The sequence below is a fragment of the Actinophytocola sp. NPDC049390 genome (genome assembly GCF_044466355.1).
Lineage (GTDB): Bacteria > Actinomycetota > Actinomycetes > Mycobacteriales > Pseudonocardiaceae > Actinophytocola.
On record NZ_JBITMQ010000002.1, the window covers coordinates 665,526 to 677,949 of the forward strand.

Consider the following 12,424-nt stretch of genomic DNA (forward strand, 5'->3'; position numbering starts at 1 on the left):
TCACCACGTGATGATCTCCTACAGAACGTTACAGAGACCTGTTGACCAGGCTATTTTCACGTTCGAACTGTTAGCGCTAACAGCGTCAGCGACCGTAGGCCTCCAGCAGCCGCAGCCACGCCTCGCTGACGGTCGGGAACGCCGGGACCGCGTGCCAGAGCCGGTCCAGCGGCACCTCGCCGACCACGGCGATCGTCGCCGCGTGCAGCATTTCCGCGACGTCCGGGCCGACGAGGGTGCACCCGACGATCACCTTCCGGTCCTCGTCGACCACCATCCGGGCGTGCCCCTGGTAGCCCTCGGCGTGCAGTGCGGCCCCGGCGGTGGCCGCCAGGTCGTGGTCGAGGACCCGGATTCGCAGCCCGGCCGCCTCGGCGGCGGCCGCGGTCAGGCCCACGGACGCGACCTCCGGATCGGTGAACACCACCTGTGGCACCGCACGCTCGTCGGCGGTCGCCACGTGCCTGCCCCACCGGCCGTCGTCGACCGGTTCGCCCTTCGCGCGCGCCACGATGACGTCGCCGACCGCACGGGCCTGGTACTTCCCTTGGTGTGTCAGCAGAACGCGCCGGTTCACGTCCCCGGCGGCGTAGAGCCACCCGGCACCGATCCCGGCGACCCGCATCGTGTCGTCGACCGCGAGCCAGGCGCCCGGCGTCAGACCGACGGTGTCCAGTCCGATGTCGCGGGTGTTCGGGGTGCGGCCGACGGCGACGAGGAGTTCGTCGGCGTCGATCTGTTCGCCGGTGGCGAGCGTGATGGCCACCGTGCCGTCGTCGTCGCGTTTCACCGCCACGGCCTCGGCCCCGACGCGCACCGAGACCCCCTTGTCCCGCAAGGACTTCGTGACCCGTTCGCCGGCGAACGGCTCGGCGAGGTGCAGCACGCCGTCGCGGGCCAGCACCGTCACCGACGACCCCAGGCCGGCGAACGCGGTCGCCATCTCCGACGCCACCACCCCACCACCGATGATGGCGAGCCGGCCGGGCACCTCGCTCGCCGCGACCGCTTCCCGGCTGGTCCACGGCGCCGCCTCACGAAGACCGTCGACGTCCGGGACCAGCGCGCCGCTCCCCGTCGCGACGACGACCGCGTGCCGCGCGGTCAGCGCCGTCGTGGTGCCGTCCTCGCCGGTCACCTCGACGACCCGGGCGCCGCTGATCCGGCCGTGTCCCCGGTACAGCGGCACACCCACCTGTGCGAGCCACGCCACCTGGCCGTCGTCACGCCAGTTCGAGGCGAAGGAGTCACGACGGCGGAGTACGGCCGCGGCGTCCAGGTCACCGGTCACCGCTTCGCGCGCACCGGGCACCTGCCGAGCCGCACGCAGTGCCGCCCCGCTGCGCAGCAACGCCTTGGTCGGCATGCAGGCCCAGTAGGAGCACTCGCCCCCGACCAGCTCCCGCTCGACGACGGCAGCGGTCAGGCCGCCCTGGACGACCCGGTCCGCGACGTTCTCCCCGACCGGGCCGGCGCCGATGACGACGACGTCGTAGGTGGTCACGTCAGTTCCCCTGGGTGGCGCGGCCGAGGCGGATCGCCGAGACGAGGAAGAAGACGCCGCCGACGACGGCGTAGCCCGCCACGTTGGTCAGGGTCGGGTTCGCCGCGGCGGCCCCGACGATGAAGGACCCGCCGGCAAGCACCGAGATGCCGCCACTGAGGATCATCGGCCACTGACCGCCCATGGCGCGGCGGCCGACCGCCACGATCAGCTGGACCAGCCCGGCGACGATCGCCCAGGCACCCCACACGCGCAGGACCGCGGGCACCCCGGAGGCGCCGGCGACCGCCAGCCCGATGGCGGCCAGCAGGCTGATCGCGATGTTCGCGTACAGGCCGCGAACCGAACGGGTGGCGTGGGACGAACGGGCGTCCACGACCGCCGCCGCGACGTCGAACAGCGGGTACACGACGAGCAGGGCGACGCCGAGCGGCCCGAGCCGCGCCGCGGTGAGGAACAGGAGCGCCGCCCAGACGATGGCGAACGCGAACCGCACGAAGTACAGCCTGCGCAACGCGGGCGCGATCGCTACGGCGGCGGGTGAGTCAACGGTGGTCACGGTGATCCCTTCGATGCGGAACGGAGAGGACGCGACCCGAACAAGACCGAACGTTCTATCTCCTTCAGCATGGCGAGCGGACCCACTCGATGTCAAGACCGAACGTTCTACCTTGCGCGGTCGATCGACGCGGAGTCGATCCGGAGCCGCAGGAGCCCCTCGACGCCCTGGAGGAACGTGTCGCAGACCTCCGCCGGGTTGGACAGGCACCCCGAGGCCATCGCGCCGTCTCGCAGCATCACGAAGTGCCGGCCCGCGAGCTCCGGTGGCGCGTCGCCGACCTGGGCGAGCAGGTCCGTGACGGTGCGCAGGAACCATTCGCGGTGAGCCAGAACGGTTCGGTGCACGGGGTGGTCGGGGTCCGGGTACTCCGCGACCGCGTTGAGGAAGGCGCAGCCGCGGAAGTGGGCCGACCGGATGCCCTCGGCGATCGACCGGGCGATGGCGCGGAGGATGTCGGCCGCCGGGAGATCGCCCGCGAGAGCCTCGACCGCTGCGCGCTCCATGTCGGAGACGCCCTGCAGGTACGCGACGACGAGCTCGTCCTTGCTGGCGAAGTGCCGGTACAGCGTGGCACGGGTGACCTTCGCCTCCGCGACGATCCGGTCGATCCCCACGGCGTGCAGGCCCTCCGCGTAGAAGATCCGCGTGGCCGTCGCGAGCAGCCTCGCTCGCGCTTCGGAGACCTGACCTCGAGTGTTGACCGCCATCGGACCGAGCCTAGCAGATAGAACGGTCAGTCTCGTCTGCGCGAAGCGCCCGGCTCGCGCAGCGTCCGCGACAACCCCAGCGCGGCCGTGCGCACCGCCGGCGCGAGGTGAGCGGGCCGGAACTGCTCGCGCGGGACGGCCACCGACAGGGCCGCGACGGCCGAGGCGCCGGAGAACACCGGGGCCGCGATGCAGCTGATGCCGAGCACCGCTTCCTGTTCCTCGTACGCGAGCCCGGACACCTGGGTCTGTTCCAGTGCCGTGCGCAGGCGGAGCGGATCGGTGACCGAGAAGGACGTGAGCCGCGGCAGCGGGTCCGCGAGGACGGCGTCCGTCAGCTCGGGCCCCGAGAACGCGAGCAGCGCCTTGCCGATCGCCGTACAGGAAAGCGGCAGCCTGCCACCGATCCGGGACGGCAGCGCGATGGCGTCGTGGCCGTGGATGCGTTCGAGGTACACGACGTCGCGGTCGTCGCGGATACCGAAGTGGACGGTTTGGCGAGTGCTCTCGAACAGGTCCTGCAGGAACGGCAGCGCGGTCTCGCGAAGGTCGTGCCTGCGCGGCACGAGCGAGCCCAGCTCGAACAGCGTGCCGCCCAGCCGGTACCACTCCCCCTCGCGCTCCAGCAGGCCGAGGCGGACGAGGTCGCCGACGAGGCGGAACGTGGTGGTCTTGCTCAGGCCCGCCGCGGTCGCGAGTTCTGTCAGACGGAACGCACCGCCATCCGGCCGATAGACGTCCAGGATCGCCATCGTCTTGTCGAGCATGTTTCCGGCCGCGCGGTTCCGTGTCACGGAACAGATATTGGCGCAGTCGAACGCCCCGGGCCAATATCTGGGCGATCCCCGTCCCACCGCCCGGAAGGGAAAACGCGTCATGAGCGACCGCACGAAGGTGGCGATCATCGGCTCGGGCAACATCGGCACGGACCTCATGATCAAGGTGCGGCGCCTCTCGGAGCGGTTCGACATCGCCGCCATGGCCGGGATCGACCCGGGCTCCGACGGGCTGGCCCGGGCCCGCCGCCTCAAGGTCGCCACCACGCACGACGGCGTCGACGGGCTCGTGCGGCTGGACGAGTTCGCCGACGTCCGGTACGTCTTCGACGCGACGTCGGCCGGCGCGCACCGGCGTCACGACGAGGTCCTGCGGGCACTGGGCCGGACGGTCGTCGACCTCACGCCCGCGGCGCTCGGGCCCTACGTCGTGCCGCCGGTCAACCTCGGCGAACACGTCGACGCCCCCAACGTCAACATGGTCACCTGTGGCGGGCAGGCCACCATCCCCATCGTGGCCGCCGTCGGCGCGGTGACCCCGGTGCACTACGGCGAGATCGTCGCGTCCATCGCCTCCCGCTCGGCGGGCCCGGGCACGCGGGCCAACATCGACGAGTTCACCGAGACCACCGCGTCGGCGATCGAGCGGGTCGGCGGGGCCGCGCGCGGCAAGGCGATCATCGTCCTCAACCCCGCCGAGCCCCCGCTGATCATGCGCGACACCGTGCACTGCCTCGTGTCCGGTGTGGACACCGAGGCCGTCACCGCGTCCATCGAGGAGATGGTCGGACGGGTACAGGCCTACGTGCCCGGCTACCGGCTCAAGCAGAAGGTCCAGTTCGAGTCCGTGACCACCGACGACCCGCTGCACCGGCTGGTCCCGCCCGCCGCCCCCGCCGGCGCGGTCAAGGTCTCGGTGTTCCTCGAGGTCGAGGGCGCCGCGCACTACCTGCCCGCCTACGCGGGCAACCTCGACATCATGACCTCGGCCGCGCTGCGGACCGCCGAGCACATCGCCGCACACCGCGAGGAGGCAGTCCGATGACGGAACTGTACGTCCAGGACGTGACGCTGCGGGACGGCATGCACGCGATCCGGCACCGCTACACGGTCGAGCAGGTGCGCGCGATCGCGGCGGCACTGGACGCGGCGGGCGTCGCCGCCGTCGAGATCGCGCACGGGGACGGGCTGTCCGGCTCCAGCATCAACTACGGCGTCGGCGCGCACACCGACTGGGAGTGGCTCGAGGCGGTCTGCGACGTCACGCGCCAGGCCGTCCCGACCACGTTGCTGCTGCCCGGCATCGGCACCCTGCACGACCTGCGGCAGGCGCACCGCCTCGGCGTCCGGTCGGTGCGGGTCGCCACGCACTGCACCGAGGCCGACATCTCCGCGCAGCACATCGGCGCCGCGCGTGAGCTGGGCATGGACGTGGCCGGGTTCCTGATGATGGCCCATCTCGCCGAGCCGGCCGAGCTGGCGCGGCAGGCCACGCTCATGGAGTCCTACGGCGCGCACTGCGTCTACGTCACCGACTCCGGCGGCCGCCTCACGATGGACGGCGTCCGCGACCGTGTCCGCGCCTACCGGGACGCACTGGCACCGGAGACGCAGGTCGGCATCCACGCCCACCACAACCTCGCCCTCGGCGTCGCCAACAGCGTGGTCGCGGTCGAGCACGGAGCGGTCCGGGTGGACGCCTCCCTCGCCGGGCAGGGCGCGGGCGCGGGCAACTGCCCGATCGAGGCCTTCGTCGCCGTCGCCGACCTGACCGGCTGGGACCACGGGTGCGACCTGTTCCGGCTGATGGACGCCGCCGACGAGCTGGTGCGGCCGCTGCAGGACCGCGAGGTCCGGGTCGACCGCGAAACCCTGAGCCTCGGCTACGCGGGTGTCTACTCCAGCTTCCTGCGCCACGCCGAGACCGCGGCGGCGCGCTACGGCCTGGACACCCGCGCGATCCTCGTCGAAGCGGGCCGCCGCGGCATGGTCGGCGGCCAGGAGGACATGATCACCGACATCGCGCTCGACCTCGCTGCCTCGGGGAACTGACGCACCCACCGCCGTGGGCGATATCTAGACTCGGGTCGGTATCCCCTCAACGACCTGGGAAGGCGGTGGCATGGACCGGCTCGTCGCGGCCATCGACATCGGAGGCACGTCGATCAAGTCGGCCCTCGTGGCCGAGGACCTGCACGTGGTGCACACGCTGCGCACCCCGACCCGCCGCGTGGACGGCTCCGTTGACGTCGCCCAGATCGTGGAGCTGATCGACGAGCTCCGGGGCAAGGCCGGGGACGCGACCGTCGTCGGCGTCGGGGTCGCCGCGCCGGGGATCATCGACGAGCGGCTCGGCATCGCGCGGGCCGCGGTCAACCTCGGCTGGCGCGACCTGCCGCTGCGGGACCGGCTCACCGACGCGGCGGGCATCCCCGTCGCGCTCGGGCACGACGTGCGGACCGGTGGGCTCGCCGAGTTCACCGTCGGCGCCGCGACCGGGGCGCGGAACGCGATGTTCATGCCGATCGGCACCGGCATCGCCGCCGCGGTGCTCGTCGACGGGCACCGGCTGGACGCCGACGGGTACGCGGGCGAGATCGGGCACATCGTCGTCGACCCGGACGGGAAGGTGTGCGGGTGCGGCACCCGCGGCTGCCTGGAGACCGTGGCGTCGGCCGCGTTCATCGCCCGCAACTACAGCGAGCGCAGCGGGAGGACGGTCGACCGGGCCGCGGACGTGGCCGCCGCCGTCGTCGCCGGTGAGCCGGACGCGCTCGCCGTCTGGGCGCGGGCGGTCGACGGTCTCGCGACGGCGCTCACGACCGCGATCACGTTGCTGGCGCCGGAGACCATCGCGATCGGCGGCGGGCTGTCCGAGTCCGGCGACACGTTGATGACGCCGCTGCGGGAGGCGCTCGAAGGCCGCCTCGCGTTCCAGCGACGGCCGACGCTCGTGCGCGCGAAGCTCGGCGACAACGCGGGCTGCATCGGCGCGGGCATCCTCGCGTGGCGGGCCGCGGCGTGCTGAGCGGAGCTCGCGGAGCGAACCATCAACACATCCTGACGGTCACGCTGAACGCCGCGCTCGACGTCACCTACCAGGTGCCGTCGCTGCGGCTCGGGCACTCGCACCGGCCCACCGCGACCGACATGCGCGCGGGCGGCAAGGGCGTCAACGTCGCGCGTGTCCTGCACGCGCTCGGCCACGAGACCATGGTCACCGGGCTCGTCGGCGGTGAGACCGGCAACGCGATCCGCGCCGACGTGCTCGTCTCCGGGCTGCGCGAGGCGCTGTTCGACATGGCGGGCCCGTCGCGGCGCACGGTCACGATCGTGTCGGACGGGGCCGCGACCGCGGTGAACGAACCGGGCCCCCGGGTGTCCATTTCGGACTGGGCGGACTTCGTCGGCGGCTACCACGCGCTCGCGGCGCGCGCCTCGGTCGTCGTGCTGTCCGGCAGCCTGCCGCCCGGCCTGCCCGACGACGCGTACGCGCAGCTGATCCGCGCCACCCCGACACCGGTCATCCTCGACACGTCCGGGCCGCCGCTGCTCGCGGGCGTCGCCGCGCGGCCGTCGGTGGTGAAGCCGAACGCCCACGAGCTGATCGAGGCGACCGGGCTCGACGACCCCGTCGCGGGTGCCCGCGCGCTGCTTCACCGGGGCGCGCACGCGGTCGTCGCCTCACTCGGGCCGGACGGCATGATCGCCGTGTCGCACGAGGGTTCCTGGCGGGTGCGGGTGCCGGAGGAGTTGCGCGGCAACCCGACCGGGGCGGGTGACGCGTGCGTCGCCGCGCTCGCCGCCGGACGCGCACTCGAGTGGCCCGACCGGCTCGCGGAGGCGGTCGCGATCTCCGCGGCCGCGGTCCCCTGCCCGCTCGCGGGCGACATCGACCCCGACACCTACACCCGGCTGCGGCCGGCCATCACCGTGGAGGCACTGGATGCTCGCGCCGACCGCTGACATCATCTCCGCCGCACGCGCGGACGGCCGTGGTGTCGGCGCGTTCAACGTGATCCAGGTCGAGCACGCCGAGGCACTCGTGGCTGGCGCGGAGAAGGCCGGTGCGCCGGTCGTGCTGCAGATCAGCGAGAACGCCGTGCGGTACCACGGCGCGCTCGAACCGATCGCGCGGGCCACGCTCGCCGTGGCCGGTTCGTCCACCGCGCCGGTGGCCGTGCACCTCGACCACGCCACCGACGTCGCGCTCGTCCACGAGGCGGTGCGGCTCGGGTTCGGCTCGGTCATGTACGACGCGTCCGTGATGTCCTATGTGGACAACGTGGCGGCGACGACGGACGTCGTGCGGCACTGCCACGAGCACGGCGTGTACGTCGAGGCGGAGCTGGGCGAGGTCGGCGGCAAGGACGGCGTGCACGCGCCGGGCGCGCGGACGGACCCGGACGAGGCGGCCGCGTACGTCGCGGCCACCGGTGTCGACGCGCTGGCCGTGGCGGTCGGCACGTCGCACGCGATGCTCACCCGCGACGCGACCGTCGACGTCGGACTGATCGAGCGGCTGCGCGCGACCGTGCCGGTGCCGCTGGTGCTGCACGGCTCGTCCGGCGTGCCCGACGACGACCTGCGGCGCGCGGTCCGGGCGGGCATGACGAAGATCAATATCGCGACGCAGCTGAACAAGGCGTTCACGGCGGCGGTCCGCGCCTACCTGGAGGCGAACCCGGCCGTCGTGGACACGCGGAAGTACCTCGGCGCGGGCCGGGACGCGGTGGCGGCCGAGGTGGCACGACTGCTGGCGGTCCTCGGCGCTTGACACGCTATATGCCCATAGGGCTATATTCCTCGTATGGCATCAACGTTCGAGGTGCTGGCCGAGCCGCGCCGCCGGGAGATCCTCGACCTCCTGCGTGACGGCGAACGGCTCGTCGGCGACCTGGTCGAGCGCCTGGATCTGGCGCAGCCCACGGTGTCGAAGCACCTGAAGGTGCTCAGGAGCGCGGGCCTGGTCGAGGCCCGCCAGGACGCGCAACGCCGGTGGTACCGGCTGCGCCCGGCGCCGCTCGCGGAGATCGACGCGTGGCTCGCACCGTACCGTCGCATGTGGACGGACAGCCTGGACGCCCTCGAACGTCACCTGGACACGATGGAGGGGTCATGAGCGAGGCGACGCTGCACACGGTCAACGGGGAACCCACGCTGCGGTTCGAGCGGCGGTTGCGACACTCCCCCGCCAAGGTCTGGCGCGCGGTCACCGACCCGGCCGAGCTGGTGCACTGGTTCCCGGCGGCGGTCGAGGCCGAGCTGCGCCCCGGCGCGCCGATGCGGTTCACCTTCGCCGACGAGGCACCGGTCGACGGCGAGTGGGACGGCGAGGTGCTGGAGGTCGACGAGCCGAAGGTGTTCATGTTCCGCTGGAACACCGACGTCATCCGCGTCGAGCTGATCCCGGACGGCGACGGCTGCCTGCTGGTGTTCACCCAGACGATCGGCGGCGGCGCGACCGGGTTCCTGGCCGCCGGGCGCACGGCCGCGGGCTGGGACGCCTGTCTCGACGCCCTGGTCGCGCGGCTCGGCGGCGCCGCCGTCCCCGAGGACGCCGACTGGCTCTCCCGCGCGGAGCACTACCTGGCGAAGTTCGGCCTCGACGAGGGCGCGGCCACCCGCACCGCCAACGGCTGGGAGATCCGGTTCGTCCGCGACCTGGTGTGGAAGCCGCCCGCGGACGTGTGGGCGGTGCTGACCGAGGGCGCCCAGGTCGGTGCGACGCCGCCGGTGCGCGCCACGAACGAGACCGTGCCGCCCGGGCGCGTGACCAGGGCCGAGGCGCCGGCGGTGCTGGCATACGAGTGGCTGCACGACGGCGAACCCGCGGGCACGGTCCGGTGGGAGCTGTTCTCCGACCCGAAGCTCGGCGTGCGGGTTGAGCTGACGCAGACCGTGCCCGAGCGTCTCGCCGACGTCGTGCCGCACGCGATGGCCGCCTGGCACCTGCGGCTGGAGCTGTTCTTCGCCGCCACCCAGGGTGACGTGCGCCGCGCCTGGCCGGAGGAGCGGATCGCCGAGATGGTCAAGCACTACGCGGACGCGACCAGCCCGTCGTCCTGACCGGCACGCCGCAGCGCGTCGGCGACGAACCCGCTCGCCTTCAGCTCCTCGATCAGCTCGGACAGGAAGGCGACCGTCTCCGGCTCGCGTGACCTCGTGGTGCCGAGCGCCTGGCGGATCTCCATGAACCGCGGCTCCAGCAGCCGCAGGTCCGGATGCTCCGCGACGTAGGCGGTCATGGGCTGCCGGACGCCCGCCGCCACCTCGAGGCCCTGCTCGCGGAAGACCGTGGTCCCGTCCTCGCCGCGCACGGGGGTGGCGTGCCGGAGCGTGCGGGTGAGGTAGAGGTCGTAGGCCGACCCCTCGTTCACCCCGACCCGCACACCCGGCCGGTCCACCTCGTCCGGTGCGGTGATCGACGAGGCCGCCCGCACCGCGTACACGCCCTCGATCAGCACGTACGGCGCGGTGAACGCCACCTCCTCGGCACGTTTCGGCTCGATCGCGAGGAAGCAGATGTCGGCGCGCCCGCTCGTCACCGCCTCGAACGACCGGCGGGCCGCGTCGAAGGTCACCAGCTCCACGGGCACGCCGAGCCGCCTGCCCAGCTCGCGGGCGATGTCGACGGTCACGCCACTGGGTGCGTCGAGCGTGCCCTGCGCGAGCACGGGGTTGCCCAGGTTGATCGACGCACGCAGCACGCCCGTGGGCGCCAGGTCCTCGGTGATCACCAGCAGAGGATCTCAGACCGCCGCGACAGCCTCCCGCCACAGGGCGAGCCCCTCGTCGATCTGGTCGGCGGACACCACGAGCGGCGGGATCATCCGCACGACGTTGCCCGCCGCGCCGCAGGTCAGCAGCAACAACCCGGACGCGGCGGCCGCCTGCTGCACCCGCGCGGCGGCCGCCGGGTCGGGCTCCCCGCCCCGGTCCACGAACTCGTTGCCCAGCATCAGGCCCAGCCCACGCACGTCGCCGATGGCGGGCACGTCCGCCGCGACCTTCGCGAGCCCCTCCCGCAGCCGCGCGCCCTGGGTGGCGGCGTTCTCGACGAGCCCCTCGGACAGCACGACGTCGAGCGTGGCGATCGCGGCGGCGCAGGCGATGGCGTTCCCGCCGTACGTGCCGCCCTGCGACCCCGGCCACGCCTTGGCCATGAGGTCCTTGGACGCGGCGATCGCCGACAGCGGGAACCCGCTGGCCAGCCCCTTGGCGGTGATCAGGACGTCGGGCCGGACGTCGAAGTGGTCGTGGCCCCAGAACCGGCCGGTGCGCCCGAACCCGGTCTGGACCTCGTCGACCACCAGCAGGATGCCGTGCTTGTCGGCCCGTTCGCGCAGGCCGCGCAGGAACGCGCTGTTCGCGGGCACGTACCCGCCCTCGCCGAGCACCGGCTCGACGAAGAACGCGGCGGTCTCGGCGGGCGAGGTCAGCGTCTGCAGCGTGTAGTCCAGCTCGCGCAGCGCGAACCGCGTGGCCTCCTCCTCGCTCCAGCCGTACCGGTAGGCGGTCGGGAACGGCGAGACCACGACGCCGCCCATGAGCGGCGCGAACCCGGCCCGGAACTTGGTCGCCGAGGTGGTCATGGAGGCGGCGCCGATCGTGCGGCCGTGGAACGAGCCGTGGAACACCACGACGTTCGGCCGCCCGGTGGCGTGCCGGGACAGCCGCAGCGCCGACTCGACCGCCTCACTGCCCGAGTTCACGAAGAACAGCGAGTCCAGCCCGGTGGGCAGCACCTCGGAGAGCCGTTCCGACAGCGTCAGCAGCGGCCGGTGCATCACCGTCGTGTACTGGCCGTGGATCAGCTTCCCGGCCTGCTCCCGCACGGCCTCGACGACGCGCGGATGGCAGTGCCCGGTGCTGGTCACGCCGATACCGGCGGTGAAGTCCAGATACCGGCGCCCGTCCTCGCCGTAGAGGTACACGCCCTCGCCGCGCTCGGCGAGCACGGGCGTCGCCTGCTTGAGGATGGGGGACAACTCAGCCATCAGCACACCTTCCCGCGGATTGTCGACAATCCTACGGAACGGGTCGGGCCGGTGGCTACCCTTCCTTCACGGCCTGGAGGGTGAACGTCGCCGCCAGCGCGCCCGGCCGGTCGGTCAGCCGCCATTCGCCCTGGTCGTCGGCGGTCATGTGGCCCGGCAGCGCGTTCCACGGCACGCTGTCGTGCTCGACGAGCCCGGTCAGGCGCATCCCGGCGGCGAGCAACCCGGTGATCGTCTCGCCGAGACCGTGGTCCCAGCAGTGCGTGGTCCGGCTGGCGAACTCCGTGCCGTCGCCGGTGTAGGTCCCGGCGTCCTCCTCGACGATCGGCTCGTCGGTCTCGAAGTACGGGTAGTGCGGCCGCAGGTCGTCGCCGAGGGTCATCAGCATCGGGTGGCCCTCCCGGACGAACAACCGTCCGCCGGGCCGCAACAGCCCGGCCACGACCCGCGCCCACCGCGCGACGTCCGGCAACCAGCAGAGCGCGCCGATGCCGGTGTAGACGAGGTCGAACCGGCCCGCACCGAGGACGTCGACCGCGTCGTGGACGTCGGCCTCGTGGAAGTCGACGTCCGCGCCCGCCGCCTCCGCCAGCCGCCGCGCCTCCTTCAGCGAGGCCGGGGACAGGTCGAGGCCGGTCATGCGGGCGCCGAGGCGGGCGAGCGAGACGGTGTCGGTGCCGATGTGGCACTGCAGGTGCACGCCGCGCAGACCGGTGACGTCCCCGAGCAGGGGCAGGTCGAACCGGACGATGTCGCTCAGGTGGGCGGGGTCGGCGAACCGGTCGAGCCCGTACATGGCCGACGCGGCGTGCGCCGGTGCGCGTTCGTCCCAGTTCGCCTTGTTGATGGCCAGGTAGTCCACGGGCGGGACAGTG

Annotated in this window: 14 protein-coding genes; 7 read left to right on the top strand and 7 right to left on the bottom strand. The window is 72.8% G+C overall.

Translation table 11 applies throughout. From position 1 onward, the window contains the following. Positions 1-85: 85 nt before the first annotated feature. The 4 genes from ACIBVP_RS09255 to ACIBVP_RS09270 all read right to left on the bottom strand — a co-directional run bounded on the left by ACIBVP_RS09255 (position 86) and on the right by ACIBVP_RS09270 (position 3,567). Positions 86-1,504, bottom strand: coding sequence for a dihydrolipoyl dehydrogenase family protein (locus tag ACIBVP_RS09255; protein ID WP_396105532.1), 1,419 nt, complete (start codon positions 1,502-1,504; stop codon positions 86-88). A gap of 1 nt (position 1,505) precedes the next feature. Further along, positions 1,506-2,063, bottom strand: a complete 558-nt coding sequence (locus tag ACIBVP_RS09260) for a hypothetical protein (RefSeq protein WP_396105533.1) — start codon at positions 2,061-2,063, stop codon at positions 1,506-1,508. A 107-nt stretch (positions 2,064-2,170) separates the two neighbouring features. After that, positions 2,171-2,773 carry a TetR/AcrR family transcriptional regulator gene (locus ACIBVP_RS09265; RefSeq protein WP_396105534.1) on the bottom strand — a complete coding sequence of 201 codons (603 nt, stop codon included), beginning with the start codon at positions 2,771-2,773 and terminating at the stop codon, positions 2,171-2,173. A 26-nt stretch (positions 2,774-2,799) separates the two neighbouring features. Then, positions 2,800-3,567: an IclR family transcriptional regulator gene (locus tag ACIBVP_RS09270; RefSeq protein ID WP_396105535.1), complete on the bottom strand. Its 768-nt coding sequence runs from the start codon at positions 3,565-3,567 to the stop codon at positions 2,800-2,802. Positions 3,568-3,649: 82 nt separating this feature from the next. Here ACIBVP_RS09270 and ACIBVP_RS09275 point away from each other — a divergent pair, with 82 nt between their 5' ends. The 7 genes from ACIBVP_RS09275 to ACIBVP_RS09305 all read left to right on the top strand — a co-directional run bounded on the left by ACIBVP_RS09275 (position 3,650) and on the right by ACIBVP_RS09305 (position 9,618). Next, positions 3,650-4,594: an acetaldehyde dehydrogenase (acetylating) gene (locus ACIBVP_RS09275; protein ID WP_396105536.1), complete on the top strand. Its 945-nt coding sequence runs from the start codon at positions 3,650-3,652 to the stop codon at positions 4,592-4,594. Then, a complete protein-coding gene (dmpG, locus tag ACIBVP_RS09280; protein WP_396105537.1) occupies positions 4,591-5,601 on the top strand; it encodes a 4-hydroxy-2-oxovalerate aldolase in 1,011 nt (336 codons plus the stop codon). Before ACIBVP_RS09275 ends, dmpG begins: the two co-directional genes overlap by 4 nt. Positions 5,602-5,671: 70 nt before the next feature. Continuing rightward, entirely contained in the window at positions 5,672-6,577 is a 906-nt protein-coding gene (locus tag ACIBVP_RS09285) for an ROK family protein (protein WP_396105538.1), read from the top strand. Next, entirely contained in the window at positions 6,571-7,515 is a 945-nt protein-coding gene (locus ACIBVP_RS09290) for a 1-phosphofructokinase family hexose kinase (protein ID WP_396105539.1), read from the top strand. Before ACIBVP_RS09285 ends, ACIBVP_RS09290 begins: the two co-directional genes overlap by 7 nt. Further along, entirely contained in the window at positions 7,496-8,326 is an 831-nt protein-coding gene (locus ACIBVP_RS09295; protein WP_396105540.1) for a ketose-bisphosphate aldolase, read from the top strand. The genes ACIBVP_RS09290 and ACIBVP_RS09295 overlap by 20 nt, the downstream gene beginning before the upstream one ends. Positions 8,327-8,359: 33 nt before the next feature. Next, a complete protein-coding gene (locus ACIBVP_RS09300) occupies positions 8,360-8,671 on the top strand; it encodes an ArsR/SmtB family transcription factor (protein ID WP_396105541.1) in 312 nt (103 codons plus the stop codon). Beyond that, the gene (locus ACIBVP_RS09305; RefSeq protein WP_396105542.1) at positions 8,668-9,618 is read left to right on the top strand and encodes an SRPBCC family protein; all 951 of its coding nucleotides are present in this window, start codon (positions 8,668-8,670) and stop codon (positions 9,616-9,618) included. The genes ACIBVP_RS09300 and ACIBVP_RS09305 overlap by 4 nt, the downstream gene beginning before the upstream one ends. Here ACIBVP_RS09305 and ACIBVP_RS09310 read toward each other — a convergent pair. From ACIBVP_RS09310 to ACIBVP_RS09320, 3 genes are read right to left on the bottom strand one after another with little or no spacing between them, the layout of a single operon-like run. Then, positions 9,588-10,289, bottom strand: a complete 702-nt coding sequence (locus ACIBVP_RS09310; RefSeq protein ID WP_396105543.1) for a transporter substrate-binding domain-containing protein — start codon at positions 10,287-10,289, stop codon at positions 9,588-9,590. The two genes, ACIBVP_RS09305 and ACIBVP_RS09310, sit on opposite strands and share 31 nt — an antisense overlap. 12 nt (positions 10,290-10,301) lie before the next feature. Continuing rightward, positions 10,302-11,549: an aspartate aminotransferase family protein gene (locus tag ACIBVP_RS09315; protein WP_396105544.1), complete on the bottom strand. Its 1,248-nt coding sequence runs from the start codon at positions 11,547-11,549 to the stop codon at positions 10,302-10,304. 55 nt (positions 11,550-11,604) lie between these two features. Beyond that, positions 11,605-12,411, bottom strand: coding sequence for a class I SAM-dependent methyltransferase (locus tag ACIBVP_RS09320; RefSeq protein ID WP_396105545.1), 807 nt, complete (start codon positions 12,409-12,411; stop codon positions 11,605-11,607). Positions 12,412-12,424 lie beyond the last annotated feature (13 nt).